The organism is Deltaproteobacteria bacterium (assembly GCA_016177765.1).
Taxonomy (GTDB): domain Bacteria; phylum UBA10199; class UBA10199; order JACPAL01; family JACOUP01; genus JACOUP01.
This window is the reverse complement of the sequence record JACOUP010000008.1, coordinates 447,737-465,551: the sequence shown is the minus strand read 5'-3', so window position 1 is coordinate 465,551 and position 17,815 is coordinate 447,737. Positions and strand designations below refer to the sequence as shown.

Below are 17,815 nucleotides of genomic sequence, written 5' to 3'. Positions count from 1 at the left end.
CCTTTTCAAAACGAGCCAGTTATTAGGTAAACCACCTTGGTATGAAAAAGATCCCGCGCACCGTTCTCCTGTTGGGCCTGGTCAGTTTCTTCAACGATTTTTCAAGCGAAATGGTCTACCCGTTGCTTCCGGTTTTTCTCTCCAGCCTCCTCGGGGCTGGTCTGGTGGCGCTGGGTCTGATTGAAGGGGTTGCCGAGGCGACCGCCTCCCTTTTAAAAGTTGTTTCCGGACTCTGGACAGATGCGGTAAAAAAAAGGAAACCGCTCATCGTTTCTGGCTATGGGCTTGCCGGGTTGGTTCGGCCATTGATCGGGATTGCCCGTTCGTGGCCGTTTGTTTTTGCCCTGCGGTTTTTTGACAGGGTAGGGAAGGGGTTGCGGACGTCACCTCGTGATGCCCTGATTGCCGATGTCACTCCTCCCGAACAGAGGGGGACCGCTTACGGTTTTCACCGGGCGATGGATCATACCGGTGCGGTGGTCGGTCCCTTGGTGGCGGCCCTCTTGCTGATGATCCCCGGTTTTGGTTTGCGAAAAATTTTCCTTCTCACCGCGATTCCCGGGGTGATCGCACTTCTGATCCTCCTCCTGGGGTTAAAGGAAGATAAAAAAGATTTTACGACGGAGCCGGTTCAACCGTTCAATCTCTCTACCGGGTGGCGGCGATTGACTCCCAATTTTAAATTCTTTTTACTGGTGCTATTCCTTTTTGCCCTCGGTAATTCTACCGATGCCTTTCTGATCCTCCGGTTGTCCAAGGCAGGGGTTACCGCGAGCGGGATTGCCCTTTTGTGGTCCTTGCACCACCTCTTTAAAAGTTTTTCAACCTATTGGGGAGGCCGATTTTCCGACAAAATCGGTCCTCGCCCGATGATCCTTATTGGCTGGATTTTTTATGCCGCTGTTTATTTGGCTTTTGCCGTTTTTCAATCCCCCACGGCGCTTATCACCATTTTTCTGGCGTATGGGGTTTACTTTGGTTTGGTGGAACCGGCCGAACGGGCGCTCGTTTCAAGGCTTGTCCCACCGGAACTCCGCGGGACCGGATTTGGGTTTTATCATTTTGTTGTCGGGATCGCCGCCTTTCCGGCCAGCTTGATCTTCGGCCTTGTCTGGCAGCAGTGGGGCGCGGCCAGCGCCTTTTTGATGGGGGCTAGCCTGGCCTTTGCCGCCTCGGTTTTATTGTTCTTGAGGCCGATACGGGTTTAGCTTTTTCAACAGTTTTTAGTAGCTCCCCTACCTTGGTTTCTAGGTCATCCCCAACCTCCCGGAAAAATTCTTGGGAACGGCCAAAGGGATCTGGGATCTGCCAATGAATGATCGTCTTGGTCTTTACGGCGGGGCAGTAATCACCACACCCCATCGTTACTGCAACATCGAACTCCTTGATGGGGATGTTGCTAACGCCTTTTGAGTAGTGTTTTGAGATATCGATCCCTTTCTCTTCCATAAATTCGACAGCCTCTCGCGCGACAAACCCGGCCGGATTAGATCCTGCGCTGTAAACGATCAAGTCTTCCGGTCCGTAGGCTCGTGCAAATCCTTCGGCCATTTGACTGCGGCAGGCATTTCCGACACAGATAAAAAGGATCGATTTCATTTCTTCTCCTAAAAAACCTGGTTCATCAACCAACCGATCAATAGCACCTGCGGCACGGTCAAGGCGACCATCCAGAGTGAGGTTTTCCACCCTAAATTGGTCCAGACGAGACCGATCTCGGTGTAATCAGTCACCACTCCCCCCATCAAAAAGGTGAAGGTATTGCCAAAGGCCCCGGTCTGCCGGTAAATTTCAAAGGCCAATGGCGCTGATCCTTCGGAACAGACTTCAATGACTGTTGCCGCCGCGAGTGTCAGGAGGAGGCCGGTGAGTGAAGGCCCCAGGTAGGTATGAAAAAGGTGAGAGGGGACAAAGGCACTGATCAGGCCGGCCAGCGTAATCCCCAAGAGAAGCCACCAACCGATCATGTTGGCCATGGCCACCGCCCCTTTGAAGATTTCTCTCGCATCGGAAATGAGGGTCTTGCCATCCCACTGACGTTCCTGCCACCGGCGGTAAAGATCGGTGCGGATCGAAAAATCAGGATCGATCATGGCCGTGTTCTTATTCGTTTCAATCCATCCCCAACGATCCAGGAGTTGCAGGAGAAGACCGGTAGTGATCGCGACTCCTAGGGCGGCACCGATAATCACCAATCCCTTGCCATGAAAAAATCCGATCAACAGGAGTGTCACCGGCAGATTGGCCCAGGGGCTTCCCAGGAGGAAGCTGATGACTGCCGGTCCCGAGGCCCCTTTTCTGTGGAGCTCTATTGCGATCGCCAGGATGCCGTGACTGCAGGCGCTCATCAATACCCCGAGGCCGGAGGCGTAGAGAATGGTTTTCTTGGAAGGACGGGCCAGGATCTTGGAGACATATTCGGTCGGGATATACCGGTCGATGACTCCCGCCAGCAGGAAACCAAAGGCGAGCGCCCACCAGATCATTCGGAGGTAACCACGGAATGACTCCTGAAACGGCCTCAAGGGGGGAAAGACAAACCCGCTACTATAAAGGAGGAGGTCTGCCAGACCGATGAGGAGGAGCTTATTCCCTAGAAAACGTTTTCCCCATCCGGGCGAGGCGGCTCTCGGAGACTCGTGGCAACAGGGGTCACTACTCGGGGACATGCGGAGAGGGAGAGATTCGAACTCTCGATACCCTTTTAGGGTATATCGGTTTTCGAGACCGACGGTTTCAACCACTCACCCACCTCTCCAAAAGCTCTTTTAATATCTTCTTACCTTTCCGCCTAAGGCGGATCCGCCTCTGGCGGACAACCACTCGGCCACCCTTCCAAACTCTCTTCCCATAATCTGCCCGAACGACGAAGGCAAGTTGGAAACAAAAACTTGAGGTTGAAGCCTAATGGTGATTGTAGTATGGTTGATTAACTTTTAGTGAGTACATTTTTGTTAATAAACCATAAGTATTTCTAACTTTTTATCCGCACTATCGTACAAATAAAAAGTTGAAATGCTATAGAAGTGAACCGATGAACAAGCTCACTTCCAAAAAATGCGGTCCTTGCGCCGTCGGGATCCCGCCGCTCCAAAAAGCAGAGATTATCCCTTCTCTCAAGGGGCTCCCGGGTTGGGTCCTTTCGGATGATGAACCTTTCCGCCTGACACGGGATTATCAGTTCACCAATTTTAAAGAGGCGATGGCGTTTGTAAATAAGGTTGCCGCAGTGGCGGAAGAAGAGGGGCACCACCCCAATATTTTGGTCCACGGCTGGAAAAATGTCCGGCTGGAAGTCTATACCCACAAGATCGGTGGCCTGCACGAAAACGATTTCATCCTCGCGGCCAAGATCGGTCAGATTATTTGATCGCCCGTCGGAAATTAAGCCCAGGTCTGTTTTATTTTTCTGAAAAAAGTCCCAGAAAAGGCTTCGTGGCGTATCCGGCCGATGTCGTTTGGCTGTTCAGACTGCTGATCTCAAAAATCGCCTGATAGCTGGAGGAGTCGGCCTTGGCACGCCCCCCCTGGGTGGAGGCATCCAGAACCTGGTAATGTTCACTCCCTGGAAGTGGAACGTTCTCCGTCGCCCGTTCCTCTCTATCCTCCCCCAATTTACAACCGGCCAGAAAAAACAACCCGAGGCAGACTAGAAGGAAAGGGGAACGAAGCCGGTTCATTAGAGGATCTCCATCAACGTAATGCTCACCGTCACGGTATCATTGCTGACGGTTCCCGTTGCATCAGAACTGTGACAGAGCCGATAAGTGGTAGCGTTGGTCGTTGACGGGCTGTCGACAAAGATCGCCGAGGTGCTTCGAAATTCGGTCGCGTTGGTGGTAAAGGTCTTCAGATCCCCCCCGACCTGTGTCGCCCCCCCCGCATTACAGCCGGTCCCGCCGCGCCAGACCTCAAAGACGTTGACCTCATCATCGGAATTATCGGAATCGATGTTGACGCTAATCATTACCAAGATACGACTCGCCGTGCTAACCGGTGTGATGGAGGGGTTGCTATCAGTAATCACCTCATTGGCATCGGTCAAACTTTGGGAGGTGGTATCCGTCACATTCACAATGTTTCCCGGCCGGATGGCGGTCAGTAACGCCCCGTCCACCGCCGGGATCTGGGCCGATCCGTTCAACTGCACAATTTTATCAGCGGTTGTCCCGACATCGACCGCTACATCATCGGCATTGACTACAATCCCGGTCCCCGCACCCACCGCGAGCGTCCCCGACCCGGTAATCGCCCCTCCCGTCAAACCACCCCCCGAATCGACACTGGTCACGGTCCCCGTACCACTGACAGTTGCCCAACCCGGATTGGCCCCGGCCCCGTTAGTTTTCAGAAATTGCCCCGACGTCCCGGCACCCAGTCTTGCCCAGTTGGTACCGTCGTAGTACAGGACATCTCCCTGGGCATCGGAGCCGAGGGCGATGTCGGTACCATCAATCGAATTGTCGGCAACAGTCGGTGAAGAACCGGTCCCGGTCAGATCCCCTCCCCAGGTTGTGGAGGAGACTGAATCGGCTACCGTACAACTCTCCACCGCCCCCGAGGCATTCACTCCTAAAGGATAACTCCCTGCCGCACAGTTCGATCCGTTCGCCGCCAACGCCGTCGCCGTCGAGACATTACTCGTCGTGAGGGCCAAGGTCCCTGTGGAAGAAGGCAGTGTCAGGGTGACATTTCCGGCAACCGTCGCCGGGGGCTGGACCGTCACCGTCTCCGTCCCTGCATCGGTCTCTTCAAAAACGATCGTATTTTGATTGAGATCCAAACCAGCATCCCATCCCGCCCCGACCTTGATTGCCGTCTCGGTCGCCTCGGTATCCCCGGTAATCCCGCTGATGTCCAAACCCTGAACCGTATTCCCGGTGCCACTGTGGTTGGCGTTTGTCAGGTTGAGGTCAAGGGCCGTATAATCATCCGAACCGTCAAAGGCCCCCAGAGTGCTGGTGATATCCAACGGATTGGCAGAACCACCCGCCGCATTCGTACTCGTTGTCGCAATCGTCGAACTGGAACTGATCGCCCCGGTCGTCGTGAGGGAGGTGATATTTTGCAACGCCCCACCGCTGGTAATCCGTATGGTTCCACCGGTCTGGACCGTGCCGGTATTCATGATATTAAAACTGGTATTCCCCAAATCGTTAATCGACCAGTTGCCGCTTCCTGCCGTGAGGGTATCCCCGCTCGCGACCAGAACCGATCCGTTACCACCATCGAGCGTGAGATCCTGACCGGTACCGGAGGAGACGATCACCGCCGAGGTGCCGGAATAGGTCGAACTCAAAATCGTCCCGTTAATCATAACCTGACCATCCTCGCGGACGGCAAACCGACTAGTCTGGTTTCCAAGACTGTCCTGATTGATCACCTCCAGGATGTTTTCCCCATCCGCCATATTCGCGTCGTCATAAAGGATCCGGAGGGCGGTACCGGTGGTAAGCGAACTGTCGGTCTGGATGGTCAGCGCGTTCCCGGTCGTCACCGAGGTCCCATCGATATAGGCAAGATGGGTATTGGTCAGCAAGCTGGTGACATGGAATGGGTACGAGGGGGTCGCTGTCCCGATCCCGACACGGTTATTACTAGCATCCACTTTCAGGGTATTGGTATCGACCGTCAGGTTCCCGCTGTTGGTCAAACTCCCGGAAATAAGCGCTCCGGTGGTGACCACCCCGGAGGTGACAAAACCACCGGCTGTAATCATGCCGAGACTGGTTTCATTCACATTTTTCCGCATAAAGCCGGATGTGTTGGTACTGCCGCCCCCGATTGAATCACAACCACTGCGGGTACAGGTCTTGAACTGGTCGGCTGCCGCATCGTAGAAAAACCGTCCCGCGAAGGTTCCCGGGACACCGGGTCCCAAGAAGAGCTCCGAAACATACGCCGTCCCTTTGGGAAGGATCAGGTTTCCCTCTTCCACCGTCAGGTCCCCATTCCTGGCACCCCCCCCGCCCGAACCACCCCCCGCCGTATTGATGGCGAAGGCGCTATAGGTAAATTTTTGACACGGCTCCAGTTTTTCAAAAGGCTTGTTTTCTTCCTTGAACCAGCTGCAAAGGTAGAGTTGTTCTTCCGTATCGAAGATTTCCGAGGGCAATTCCTCCATGCCGGGAATCGCGTCATCCCCCATCACCACGCTAAAAAAACCGGCCTTGACATCCAGATCGATCGCCCCGGTCGGTTCTCCGACCCCTCCCGACCGGTTGTCGTGGCACCAAAGGTAGGAACCGGCCCCCTTGCCGGCATCGCCCGCAATGCAAAATTTGAAGGAGGCAGGCCCATCGATCAGGACCCCTTGGTCATCCGCGATGAACCCCTGGTAACCGATCTGGATCGGGGGGGAGGCAAAAACTGTTTGAGAACCAAGAAAGAGAATCGCCCCGAAGAACCCGAAAAACACCTTTGGGTGAATCACCCTTGGGTGAATCACCTTTGGCGAGAATGGCCGAAACCGCATCGTCTCTCTCCTCTAAGATACCCTAGAAGCAAGAGATGTGCCAAAGACAACTTAACCCCTCAGTTTTTTGGTATACCCAATTTCATCGAGTTTCTAAACAGTTATAACTATCCAAGATCCTTATGGGTAGTCGAAACCGGGAGCCTCCCCCCAAAAACCGTTGGATTTTTGACGATCACACCATTTTTTTGACTCTCGACCCAATGCGGAAGGGGGGGGATTCGTTCCTCCCCCGTCGTTTCACTCCTCCTCCGGAACCCGGCCGCCCTCGCTGTCGCTCGCCGTGGAGTGAGCCACGGCTCGCTTTTCGTCCACTGGACGCGCTTCGGGTCGGCTTCGAATCCCCCCAACAAAAAAGTCGGCTCGCCCCAAAGGGGGCGCACCGACTTTTGCGGAAGGGGGGGGATTCGAACCCCCGATACGGCTTTTCAACCGTATAACGGTTTAGCAAACCGCCGCCTTCGGCCACTCGGCCACCCTTCCCGCACTACCGCTCATTTAATCCAAACAGTCTTTACGTTCGTAAATTCTAAAATCCCTTCGCGTCCCAGTTCGCGGCCATAGCCGGAACGTTTGATCCCTCCAAACGGAAGACGCGGGTCCGAGTGGACAACCCCGTTGATGAAAACAGCCCCCGCTTCAATCTGGGAGGCCAACCGTTCCGCTTTTGCCAAATCTTTTGTCCAAAGACTGGCCCCGAGACCATACGCGGTTTTGTTGGCCAGCGCAACCGCCTCATTTTCGTCCTTCACCGTGGTCAGAGAAGCGACCGGTCCAAAGGTCTCTTCTTCAAAGGCGCAAATACCGGGACGGACCTCTTCAAGAACGGTGGGAAGATAGAAAAAACCTTTTTTCCCCCATCGCTCTCCCCCGACGAGGACCTTGGCCCCCTGTTTTCGTGACTCCTCAACCTGACGGACCAGATTGGTCAGGAGATCGGCCCTGGCGATCGGACCGATCGTTGTTGTCAGGTCCATCGGGTCCCCGATCTTCTGTTCCTGCACCGCCTCCACCAGCGCCTGCTCAAATTTTTTGGCGATTTTTTCGGTGACCAAAAACCGTTTGGCGGCAATACAACTCTGCCCGGAATTTTGCATCCGTGCGGCAATGGCGGCAGGGATTGCTGTTTTCAAATCGGCATCCTCCAACACGATGAACGGGTCCGAGCCCCCCAACTCCAGGGCCACCTTCTTTAAGTGTTTTCCGGCCAGTGCGGCCACCTGGCTTCCGGCTCGGTCGCTTCCTGTCAGCGAGACCCCTTGAACAAACGGGGATTCAATCAGTCGGGCGGTGGTTTCCAGACTGGCGAAGAGGGAGCAGAAAATCTCTTTCAGACCGGCTTGGGTGAATAATTCTTCAATCGCAATGGCACAGCCGGGGACATTGGGGGCATGCTTGAGAATAATGGCGTTCCCCGCCACGAGGGATGGGACGGCACACCGAAAAACCTGCCAGAACGGAAAATTCCAGGGCATGATCGCCAGAATAACCCCCAACGGGTCGTACCGGATGTAGCTTTTTGAGGCATCGGAGGTGACCTCCTTCGGGTTGAGGTAGTCGGCGGCATGATCGGCATAAAAATCGGTTACCCAGGCGCATTTTTCCACCTCGGCCTCCGCCTGACCGATCGGCTTTCCCATCTCCTGGGTGATAAGGGGGGCCAGACGGGATTTCCCTTTTTTAAGTCCCTGCGCCAGATTTTTAAGGAGGGGAGCCCTCTCTGACAACGGAATCCGGCGCCAACGATGAAACCCCTCATGGATCTCCTCGGCCGCCCTTTCCGCCTCTTTCCGAGGGGTTTCGGGGTAGGTCTTGCAAAGCTCGCCCGTTGCCGGGTTGATTGATTGAAACGGCATCGGGGGTGATCTACAAGCCTTCGTCCTCCTTTTCAATTGAAAAATAACCCTTCTTAGCATACTCGAGAGAGAGGGGCGGATGGCGACGTGAGCCCCCATTAAGGAGGGGTGGCCGAGTGGTTGAAGGCGCTAGTCTTGAAAACTAGAGTACCCGAAAGGGTACCGTAGGTTCGAATCCTACCCCCTCCGCATTTTTTAATTTGCCGGACCTCTTCCTTTTTGTTACCTTCCTAAATAATGCCTCTTTATTGTGCCCGCTACCTCCTGCCGATTGCTGGTGACCCGATTGAAAAAGGGGCCCTTCTTGTGGAGGGAGCCGATATTGTGGCTGTTGGAACCCAGGAAGAATTAATCCGGCGGTACCCGAAAACAGAACAGATCGATTTTGGTCCTGCGGTTTTGATGCCGGGGTTGGTGAACGCCCATGCCCATCTGGATCTGATGACCAGCCGGTTGCAGTGGTCAGAACCCAAGTTCGTCCAATCCATTATCGCCCTGGTCGATTACAAGAAAAACTTGAGTCCGGAAGGACGGCGGGAGTCGATCCAGACAGGACTTGTCCGATCACTCCAATCCGGCACCACCTGTGTGGCGGATGTTGGGGGGTATTTTGATCCGGGGTCTTTGGTGGATGGTCTGGGTCTCCGGCTGGTGGCTTTTTCCGAGATCCTCCTTTCCCAACAGGAGTCAATCCACAAGGTTTTTGAGAGTTCGCTTGATTTTGTGGAGGAGATGAAAGCAGCCGGCTCTCACCGGATTCGTGCCGGTGTGGCGCCGTACGCCCCCTTTATGCTCTCGCGGCATCTTTTAAAGGTGTTGGCCCAGCATGCGATGGAATCGAAGATCCCGTTGCAGATTCATGCGGCCGAATCGTTTGCCGAGATGCAGTTTTTCTACGATTCCAAGGGGGAGGTGGCGGAATACCTCTTTGGTCATGCCGGTTGGGGCAAGAATCTGCCGCCACCGCACCGCAAGACACCGATCGAATACCTCGCCTCCATTGGTTTTCTGGAGGCGGGCCCCTCGCTAGTTGGCTGTCTGCACCTCTCCGAGGGGGATCTTCGGCTGATCCGTCAGGCCCGTTCTTCGGTGGTCCATTGCCCCCGCAGTAATATTGATCTCAAACTGGGAAAGGCGCCGATCCGCAAGATTCTGGATGCCGGGATCCCGGTCGGGCTGGGGACCGACCTCAGTTTCAACCAGGGTTCCCTGAAGCAGGGTTCCATGAAGCATGGGTCGGTCTCCCTTTGGGGAGAGATGAGGGCGGCCTTGGAACTCCATGGTTCGGAAGGGACACCGGTTACCAGTGAGGAGGTTTTGGAGATGGGGACGCTGGGGGGGGCTACCGCCTTGGGTTTAGAAGGGGAGATTGGATCGCTGGAGGCTGGGAAAAAGGCTGATTTTATCGTGGTGGCCGCCAAAGAAAATCTCTCTTTGGGGGAACTACCGGCTTGGTTGATCGGTCATACGCAAGAGGGGAGTGTCAAAGGAGTTTACCTGGAAGGGCGTCCTCTCAAAAGTAGTGACAAGCATGTCTGAAAAGATCGTCGCTACCAATCGTAAGGCCGGTTTTCATTATCACCTTTTAGACAAGTATGAGGCAGGGATGGTCCTCTTGGGGAGCGAGGTCAAATCGCTTCGGGACGGACAGGCGAATCTTGGCGATAGTTATGTGATGCCTAAGGGGAATGATCTTTATCTGGTAAATCTTCATATCAGCGTCTACCCGCCGGCCAATATTTTAAACCATGAACCGCTCCGTTCCCGGAAACTTCTTTTGCATGAACGGGAGATTGATCAAATTTTGGGGAAGATGAAGGAGAAGGGGCTGACGGTCGTCCCGACCAAGATTTATTTTAAAAGGGGCCGGGCCAAGGTGGAGATTGTTTTGGCCAAGGGGAAGAAATTTTCAGACAAGCGGGAGTCACTCAAGAAAAAAGTTCATGACCGGGAGATGGAACGGGGGATTAAGGGAGTGAAGAGGGGCTAGGAGGGTTGAGTCGTCTGTCAATGGCGATCAAGGCCTGGGCGTAGCTGGCGGGGTAACGGGGGATCAGACCAGAAAAAATAGAGAGCAGAACGGCCGCCCTTTTTTCGTAAGCGGCATTGTCCGTCATGTTGTGGAGTCGGAGGAGATTCAGGGCGGCGATGGAGTTTCCGGAAGGGGTAGCGCCGTCGTTAAAATCTTTTTTACGGACGATAAGAGCGGTTTCTGTAGAGGCGCTGAAAAAATACCCGCCGCCTTCAGGATCCCAAAAAAGTTCATCCTGTTTGGTTTGTAATTCTTTAGCCCATTGCCTCCAGTGACGGTCGGCATCGGCTTCATCAAGGTTGAGGAGCCCATGGATCAAAAAGGCGTAATCGACCAATGTCCCGTCAAAGCGGCTCTCCCCCTCGCGCCAACGACGGAGGAGTCTGCCGTCTCGCCAGAGTTGCTGTTCGATGAACCGGGCCGCCTTTTGGGCCGCCTCGAGGTATCGAGACTCCTTCAAAATCGAGTACCCCTGCGCCATCGTGGCGATCATCAGGCCGTTCCAGGAGGTGAGGACCTTGTCATCTTTATCCGGCGGCTTGTGCCTGGATCTCTCTTCCTTGTTCAAACGATAATACTCCCCCTCTTTGCCCACTTGACCGGCGTCTTGCGCTGAATAAAAGCCCCCTTCTGGATCAGTCATTTCTTTCAAAACATAATCAAGTGTCCCGCGGGCAACCTCGGCATAAAGTTTATTTTTGGGTGACACCTCGTTAGGTGACGCACCCTTTGTGACTTGATACGCCTCCAAATAAGTCGATGAGAGAAGGGCGTTGTCGTAGAGCATTTTTTCATAATGGGGTTCATTCCAGTCGGCGCGTGTGGCGTAACGGTGAAAACCACCCCCGATCCGGTCATAGATCCCGCCACTGGCCATCGCCTCCAAGGTTTTGGTGGCGATGGCCAGTGCTTTTTCGTCGCCGGTCCGTTGGTGGATCCGAAGCAAAAGGGAAAGACTCATGCTGTGCGGGAATTTTGGGGGTAGCCCGAACCCCCCATGAACGGCGTCAAAACTCCCGGAGAGTTGGGCCAACGCCTCTTTCAGGAGGCTTTCATCGGGGGGCTGGCATCCCTGGGTGTCACCCCCCTTAATATTACAGACAAGTTTGGCGCTGTCGTTCCCTTCTAAAAATAAAGTCAGTTCTTTTCCGGATTCGATCAATTTATCTGGCTCCTCTCCCCACGCCTCTCCGATCTTTTTCAGGAGTTCTGTAAATTGGGCGCGCCAAAAGAAGGTGCCGCCAAAAAAAGGTTTTCGGTCTGGGGTCAGAAAGACGCTCATCGGCCAGCCGCCGTGACCGGTCAATCCCATGACCGCATCCATGTAGATCTGATCGACATCCGGGTGTTCCTCGCGATCGACTTTGATGCTGATGAAATAGTGATTGAGAACGTCGGCGACTTCCTGCCGCTCAAAAGAATCTTTTTCCATCATGTGGCACCAGTAACAGGTGGCGTAACCGATCGAGAGAAAGATCGGCTTGTTCTGGTCGCGGGCCGCCTGGAACGCCTCCTCTCCCCAGGGGTACCAGTCGACCGGGTTGTCTTTGTGTTGAAGGAGGTAGGGACTCTTTTCTTCGCCAAGCCGGTTCATGAGACGAGTATGGGGAATGGGGGTTGCCAAAGCAATCGCTTTTTGTCTAAGATCCTCCTCACCTTATGGGACTCAAAGAACTCCTGGGGGGCGCTGTCGTGACCACCAAACTCTCCGAGATGGTTGCTTGGGGGAGGAAGAATTCCCTCTGGCCGCTCCCGTACGGGACCGCCTGTTGTGCGATCGAATTCATGGGGACGGTCTCCTCGGTTTTTGACATCTCCCGTTTTGGGGCGGAACTGGTCCGTTTTTCCCCTCGCCAAGCCGATCTTTTGCTCGTGTTAGGAACGATCAACTACAAACAGGCGCCGATCTTGAAACGGATTTATGAACAGATGTGTGAGCCGAAGTGGGTGATCGCCGCCGGGGCCTGTGCCTCTTCCGGTGGTTTCTACAATAATTATTCTGTGCTCCAGGGGATCGATGAAATTATCCCGGTCGATGTTTACGTTCCCGGTTGTCCCCCACGTCCCGAGGCGATCTTAAACGGGATCCTCAAGATCCAGGAAAAGATCGAGGTGGAGGCGAAACGATTGAGAGAGGCCTCGTGAGACCCTTCGTCAGACTCAGGGTGATAGCACTCTTTTTCTTGCTGGTCTCTCCCTTGGTCCGGGCTGGTGACCCTGCCGCTGATGAAAAATTTTTGAGGCTCAAAACCCCTGAGGCCCTGGCTGTCCGGAAAAAGGCAGAAGAGGAGTGGCAAAGGACGGCGACCTTAAAGGGGGATGAGGCCTTGATTCAAAAGGCCCGCGCCCTTGATATTTTGACCCCCTACTTTTATGAAGAGGCGGACGCCAAGTGTTATCGCTACCAACGTCGGTTGTCGGCGACCCCGGCCTGTTTTGAAAAAGAGGTGAAGGGTCTCAATGAAAAATATGGGTCCGGTTCTTTTGAGTATCTGGGGGACCAGATCTTGATCCAGTACACCGGGCTCCACTATCGGCAGTTGCTGGAACAGTACCCGAAAAGTCGTTATCAGGATGAGGCCTCGTTTCGTTTGCTGAGAGGGGGTGAGTTGATCAACAATGATCCGGAGGTCGTTTTTGCAAAGGTCGACAATTGGTTGAAGAAATACCCGAAGTCTCCTCTCGCACCACAGGCCTGGCTCCTCTTGGGTCGTTTGTATGCCGATGGCTGGTATCTTTTCAAGACAAGGACCTTTGTGGCGATCGGCATGCAGGTGGATGACCAGGCTCTTGATGACATGGCGATGCGCTATAAAGGAAAGGGGCTCTGGGCCTTCAAACAGGTGATGAACTTGTTCCCGCAATCAAAAGAGGCGGTGGTGGCCAAGAAGGAATACGATCTGTTGGTCCATGACCAAAACGACGGGGTTTTTTACGGGTTGAGTTACTAATGAACCTCGAACTTCTAGAAAACCAGTTTGGGCCTCTCGAAAAAAGCGAGGCGTTGGGTGATTGGACCCTCCTTGTCCCCAGGGAAAAGAGTCATTCACTCCTTTCCTTTCTCCGGGATACGGAGGGGTATCAGTTTGATTTCTTGATGGACCTCTGCGGTGTTGATTATCTGGGGCGCCAACCCCGCTTTGAAGTGGTCTATCATCTCTATTCCCTGGCGAACAATCACCGCCTGCGGATTCGGGTGGCATTGCCCGAAGAAGACCCGGTGATTGATTCCGCGGTAAATCTCTGGAAGACGGCCGATTGGCAGGAACGGGAGGTCTACGACATGCTGGGGATCCGGTTTACCGGGCATCCACAATTGAAAAGAATCCTTCTGCCGGAGACCTTTGAGGGGTATCCTTTGAGGAAGGATTACCCGATGGGAAAGAGACAAAAAATTCCGGTACCGGTGGAGACCCCTTAATATGGGCCAGACCGCAGAAAAAAAACCACAAACCATGGTTCTCAATATGGGTCCATCGCACCCGGCGACCCATGGGGCGATTCGTATCAATATTGAGCTGGATGGGGAGACGATTGTCCGGGCCCACCCGGAGATTGGCTACCTCCATCGGGCCTTTGAAAAACATTCCGAACATGGGACTTGGACAATGGTCATCCCTTACACGGATCGCCTTAACTACTGTTCTTCCCTCATGAACAATGTCGGTTACTGCCGGGCGGTTGAAAAATTGTTGGGGATCGAAATTCCGGAGAGGGCGGTCTTCATCCGTGTCATCATCTGTGAGTTGTCGCGGATCATGGATCACCTGGTTTGTATCGGGACCTCGGCCGTGGATCTCGGGGCCCTGACCAATTTCTGGTATTTCTTCAATGTCCGGGAAAAAATTTACGACTACACGGAAAAAATGTGCGGCACACGGTTGACAACCGCTTACACACGGATTGGTGGGCTGATGAGGGATCTTCCGGATGATTTTATCAAAGGGATCCGACAGGTCTTGAAAGAGTTGGACAAGGCGATCAAGGAAGTAGCGACTCTTCTGGAGAAGAACCGGATCTTTATTGACCGGACGCGGGGGATCGGCGTTATTTCCAAAGAGGAGGCGATCAGCTACGGTTTTACCGGGCCTTGTCTCCGGGCCTGCGGTGTCCCCCACGATGTCCGTAAAGCGGAACCTTATTACCACTACGATGAATTCGACTGGGAGGTCCCGACGCGGCCGAACGGAGACACTTATGATCGGCTTATGATCCGTTTTGATGAGATGCGCCAGTCGCGGCGGATTATCGAACAGGCATTTGATCGTCTTCCGGATGGCCCGGTGATTGTGAATGATCCCAAGATCGCGCTCCCTCCGAAGGAAAAGGTTTATAACAGCATCGAAGGATTGATGAATCATTTTATGTTGATTATCGACGGGATCAAGCCGCCCAAAGGGGAGGTTTATTCGGCGACAGAGGCGGCGAACGGAGAACTTGGATTTTATATTGTGAGCGACGGTGGGCCGAAGCCATATCGGGTTCGGGTTCGTCCCCCCTGTTTCCCGATTTTTTCCGCCTTTCCAAAACTGGTGGAAGGGGGAATGATTGCGGACGCGGTAGCGGTGCTGGGATCATTGAATATTGTGGTGGGAGAATTGGATCGATAATGGAATTCACGCCAGAAAACAAAAAAAAGGTTTCCGAAATCCTAAAACGTTACCCGGAAGGAAAAGTGGGACGTCAGGCGGCGCTCCTGCCACTCCTCCGACTGGCGCAAGAACAGTTTGGTTTTGTGAGTGAAGAGGTCATGACTTATGTTGCCTCAATCCTGGATATCCCGCCGGCCCAGATCTATGGGGTGGCCACCTTTTATACCCTCTTTAACAAGAAGCCTGTCGGGAAATACCACCTTCAGGTCTGCACGAACCTTTCCTGTTGTATGGAGGGGGCTGAAGAGACCTTAAGTCATCTGGAAAAGAGGCTCTGCATCCGATCGGGTGAAACAACTCCGGATGGGAAGTTTACCCTTTCAGAGGTGGAATGTCTGGCCGCCTGCGGGAGTGGGCCGGTTATTCAGGTGAATGAAGAGTATCACGAAGATTTAAAGACAACGGAGAATGTTGATCGGTTATTGGAGAGATTGAAATAGTTATGGATCTTGTCCTTACCAAAAATTTTGACCTTCCTGATGCCTTCAGTCTTCCGGTCTATGAAGGAAGGGGAGGGTACTCATCCTTAAAAAAACTCTTTTCCCTAAAACCGGATGAGGTAATTGAAGAGGTCAAAAAATCGGGATTACGGGGAAGGGGAGGGGCCGGTTTTTCTGCCGGGATGAAGTGGGGGTTTATCCCGAAGAACAGTGGAAAAGAAACTTATCTTTGTGTGAATGCGGATGAAGGGGAGCCGGGGACCTTTAAAGACAGGGCGCTTCTCCTCAAGGACCCGCACCGTTTGATTGAGGGGACCATTATTGGGAGTTACGCGATCGGTTGTCATACCGCCTATATTTATATCCGTGGGGAGTTTTTCAGAGAGTACAAAATACTGGAACAGGCGTTGTCAGAGGCAAAGGCCAAGAGGTATCTGGGGGAAAATATCTTGGGAAGCGGTTATGATCTGGAGATCTACACCCATCGCGGGGCGGGGGGCTATATCTGCGGTGAAGAGACGGCGCTCATTGAATCTCTGGAAGGAAAAAGAGGGTACCCCAGGATCAAGCCGCCGTTTCCGGCGATTCAGGGCCTGTTTGGTTGTCCGACGGCGGTCAATAATGTGGAGACCGTTTGCGCCCTTCCCTATATTATTGAAAAAGGGGCCGGGGCTTACAAAAAGATGGGGACTGAAAAAAGTTCCGGGACAAAGCTTTTCTCTATCTCCGGTCCTGTCAATCAACCGGGGGTCTATGAAGTGGAGATGGGGTTCCCGCTCAGAAAATTTCTTCAGGAGCAGGCAGGGGGATTAAGGCCCGGGAAGATCCTGAAGGGGGTGATCCCGGGTGGTTCCTCGATGCCGATCCTGAATGCCGAAGAGGTGGAGCAGGTGACGCTGGATTACGAGTCGATGAACAAGTTCGGGACCTTTTTGGGGAGTGGCGGGGTGATTGTGATTGATGAGGATTATTGTCTGGTCAAGGCGCTCCGGATCCTGGCCCGGTTTTATGCCCACGAGTCCTGCGGGCAGTGCTCCCCCTGCCGGGAAGGGACCGGATGGGTTCATAAGATTCTTAAAAGGATAGAAGAGGGGGAGGGGAAGGCCTCCGATCTGGACCTCCTTTTGGATATCTCCGACAACATGATCGGGCAGACGATCTGCGTCCTGGCTGATTCAATCGCGATGCCAACCAAGGCGTTCATCACCAAATTTCGCAAGGAATTTGAGGACCACATCTCCCTGAAAAAGTGTCCCAAAACGATAGCTTAAATAGAGTTATAAATTACCCATAATTATTTATCATTATGATAAATAATGGCTTGACCCCTTCCCGGAGTATCGGTATACTACCTTTGTATGTCAGGGTCTATAAAGTGGGTTTTTCTCCTCTTCCTCTCCACCCTATTGCTGACCGGCCAGGTGAGCGGCGGTGGTGGTTGTGGGGGGACGGTCGGGGATGGGAGTGAGGAGACCCAGGCCGCTGGTTCCGGGGGTACCGATACCGATAATGACGGCGTCGCCGATTCCGAAGAGGGGACCAGTGGGGTGGCCGCAATCACCCTTGCCGTCACCGGGACCTCGATCACCCCTTCCAATACCGACGGGAGTATTACCGCAACCACAGGGCTGACCGCCCAGGTCTGTTTCGATCAGACAATCCAGAGTGGTTTTTTCCTGGTGACGACCGCCGCCTCCGTCCAGTTGACCTGTGGTGCCACAACGGCGACTTCCGGGGCCGCGGCGGTTGACGGAACAAATAGTCGGTGTGTGAACTACTCCGGCTTTACGGTGACCCTCCCGACCGGGACGGCCGGTTGTACCTTGAGCCTCACCCATACCGACAAGCCATCGAATGTGACGATCAACGATCAATCCGGTAATGCCACGACTGCGGGTGCCAATCTGGATACCTTCGGCACCGACGGAACCGCGCCGACCTTTGCGGGGGCCACTTCAATCGCGGATAACGGGGAGGGTACCCGGGCCCAGTGTCCTCTGACCTGTTCCTGGTCTGTGGCCTCGGATAATATAGGCGACGCTTCCGGGATCATCTATAGCGTCTATGCGGCAGTGAGTGCCGACTCCGACTGTAACGATGCCGCCGATCTCACCGCTGTATTTGGTGCCACCCCCACGACGGTGACAGGGACGACCTCGGCTGCAGTAACTGTCGATGGCGGCGGCGCGTCGGTCCCTTGGGTCTGTTGTGGTGTCCGGAGCCAGGACCCGTATGGCAATGGGGAAAGCAATACCGTTCTCGCCGGGGGTTCGATCACCTGTCCCTTGCTCTAAAGTTTCAAAACTCGTAGGTCCCTTAAATAGGCTTGACGCTCCCCCGTTTCCCCGCTATTTCCCTCC

17 protein-coding genes and 3 tRNA genes are annotated in these 17,815 nt (G+C 54.0%); 12 read left to right on the top strand and 8 right to left on the bottom strand.

Going from position 1 to position 17,815, the window contains the following annotated elements; genetic code table 11:
* Positions 1–41 precede the first annotated feature (41 nt).
* On the top strand, positions 42–1,208 hold the full coding sequence (locus tag HYS22_04665) for an MFS transporter (protein MBI1909441.1): 1,167 nt from the start codon (positions 42–44) through the stop codon (positions 1,206–1,208).
* Here HYS22_04665 and HYS22_04660 read toward each other — a convergent pair.
* From HYS22_04660 to HYS22_04650, 3 genes are all read right to left on the bottom strand, one after another.
* Positions 1,153–1,599, bottom strand: a complete 447-nt coding sequence (locus HYS22_04660) for an arsenate reductase ArsC (protein ID MBI1909440.1) — start codon at positions 1,597–1,599, stop codon at positions 1,153–1,155. The genes HYS22_04665 and HYS22_04660 overlap by 56 nt on opposite strands.
* Before the next feature lie 8 nt (positions 1,600–1,607).
* On the bottom strand, positions 1,608–2,669 hold the full coding sequence (locus tag HYS22_04655; GenBank protein MBI1909439.1) for a permease: 1,062 nt from the start codon (positions 2,667–2,669) through the stop codon (positions 1,608–1,610).
* A 1-nt stretch (position 2,670) separates the two neighbouring features.
* Positions 2,671–2,758, bottom strand: a tRNA-Ser gene (locus HYS22_04650).
* 276 nt (positions 2,759–3,034) lie between these two features.
* On the opposite strand from HYS22_04650, the gene HYS22_04645 reads away from it, so the two are divergent.
* Positions 3,035–3,370 (top strand): 4a-hydroxytetrahydrobiopterin dehydratase, encoded by a 336-nt coding sequence (locus HYS22_04645; protein MBI1909438.1) that lies wholly within the window; start codon positions 3,035–3,037, stop codon positions 3,368–3,370.
* A gap of 31 nt (positions 3,371–3,401) precedes the next feature.
* Here HYS22_04645 and HYS22_04640 read toward each other — a convergent pair whose 3' ends face one another.
* The 4 genes from HYS22_04640 to HYS22_04625 all read right to left on the bottom strand — a co-directional run bounded on the left by HYS22_04640 (position 3,402) and on the right by HYS22_04625 (position 8,331).
* The gene (locus tag HYS22_04640; GenBank protein MBI1909437.1) at positions 3,402–3,680 is read right to left on the bottom strand and encodes a hypothetical protein; all 279 of its coding nucleotides are present in this window, start codon (positions 3,678–3,680) and stop codon (positions 3,402–3,404) included.
* Positions 3,680–6,475, bottom strand: coding sequence for a hypothetical protein (locus HYS22_04635; GenBank protein MBI1909436.1), 2,796 nt, complete (start codon positions 6,473–6,475; stop codon positions 3,680–3,682). The genes HYS22_04640 and HYS22_04635 overlap by 1 nt, the downstream gene beginning before the upstream one ends.
* Positions 6,476–6,867: 392 nt before the next feature.
* Positions 6,868–6,958 (bottom strand) — tRNA-Ser (locus tag HYS22_04630).
* An 11-nt stretch (positions 6,959–6,969) separates the two neighbouring features.
* Entirely contained in the window at positions 6,970–8,331 is a 1,362-nt protein-coding gene (locus tag HYS22_04625; protein ID MBI1909435.1) for an NAD-dependent succinate-semialdehyde dehydrogenase, read from the bottom strand.
* 102 nt (positions 8,332–8,433) lie between these two features.
* On the opposite strand from HYS22_04625, the gene HYS22_04620 reads away from it, so the two are divergent.
* From HYS22_04620 to smpB, 3 genes are all read left to right on the top strand, one after another.
* Positions 8,434–8,520, top strand: a tRNA-Ser gene (locus HYS22_04620).
* A gap of 48 nt (positions 8,521–8,568) precedes the next feature.
* Positions 8,569–9,870, top strand: a complete 1,302-nt coding sequence (locus HYS22_04615; GenBank protein ID MBI1909434.1) for an amidohydrolase family protein — start codon at positions 8,569–8,571, stop codon at positions 9,868–9,870.
* Positions 9,863–10,321 carry an SsrA-binding protein SmpB gene (gene smpB, locus HYS22_04610; protein ID MBI1909433.1) on the top strand — a complete coding sequence of 153 codons (459 nt, stop codon included), beginning with the start codon at positions 9,863–9,865 and terminating at the stop codon, positions 10,319–10,321. The genes HYS22_04615 and smpB overlap by 8 nt, the downstream gene beginning before the upstream one ends.
* On the opposite strand, the gene HYS22_04605 is transcribed toward smpB, so the two are convergent.
* Positions 10,299–11,957 (bottom strand): thioredoxin domain-containing protein, encoded by a 1,659-nt coding sequence (locus HYS22_04605; protein ID MBI1909432.1) that lies wholly within the window; start codon positions 11,955–11,957, stop codon positions 10,299–10,301. The genes smpB and HYS22_04605 overlap by 23 nt on opposite strands.
* 65 nt (positions 11,958–12,022) lie before the next feature.
* Between HYS22_04605 and nuoB the strand changes: the two genes are divergently transcribed.
* From nuoB to HYS22_04570, 7 genes are all read left to right on the top strand, one after another.
* On the top strand, positions 12,023–12,508 hold the full coding sequence (nuoB, locus tag HYS22_04600; GenBank protein ID MBI1909431.1) for an NADH-quinone oxidoreductase subunit NuoB: 486 nt from the start codon (positions 12,023–12,025) through the stop codon (positions 12,506–12,508).
* Positions 12,509–12,528: 20 nt separating this feature from the next.
* Positions 12,529–13,314: a hypothetical protein gene (locus HYS22_04595; protein ID MBI1909430.1), complete on the top strand. Its 786-nt coding sequence runs from the start codon at positions 12,529–12,531 to the stop codon at positions 13,312–13,314.
* Complete coding sequence (locus tag HYS22_04590) at positions 13,314–13,784, top strand: NADH-quinone oxidoreductase subunit C (protein ID MBI1909429.1); 471 nt, start codon at positions 13,314–13,316, stop codon at positions 13,782–13,784. The genes HYS22_04595 and HYS22_04590 overlap by 1 nt, the downstream gene beginning before the upstream one ends.
* 1 nt (position 13,785) lies before the next feature.
* On the top strand, positions 13,786–14,973 hold the full coding sequence (locus HYS22_04585) for an NADH-quinone oxidoreductase subunit D (GenBank protein ID MBI1909428.1): 1,188 nt from the start codon (positions 13,786–13,788) through the stop codon (positions 14,971–14,973).
* Positions 14,973–15,455, top strand: coding sequence for an NAD(P)H-dependent oxidoreductase subunit E (locus HYS22_04580; GenBank protein MBI1909427.1), 483 nt, complete (start codon positions 14,973–14,975; stop codon positions 15,453–15,455). The genes HYS22_04585 and HYS22_04580 overlap by 1 nt, the downstream gene beginning before the upstream one ends.
* A 2-nt stretch (positions 15,456–15,457) precedes the next feature.
* Positions 15,458–16,726, top strand: a complete 1,269-nt coding sequence (nuoF, locus tag HYS22_04575) for an NADH-quinone oxidoreductase subunit NuoF (GenBank protein ID MBI1909426.1) — start codon at positions 15,458–15,460, stop codon at positions 16,724–16,726.
* 87 nt (positions 16,727–16,813) lie between these two features.
* Complete coding sequence (locus HYS22_04570) at positions 16,814–17,749, top strand: hypothetical protein (protein MBI1909425.1); 936 nt, start codon at positions 16,814–16,816, stop codon at positions 17,747–17,749.
* Positions 17,750–17,815 lie beyond the last annotated feature (66 nt).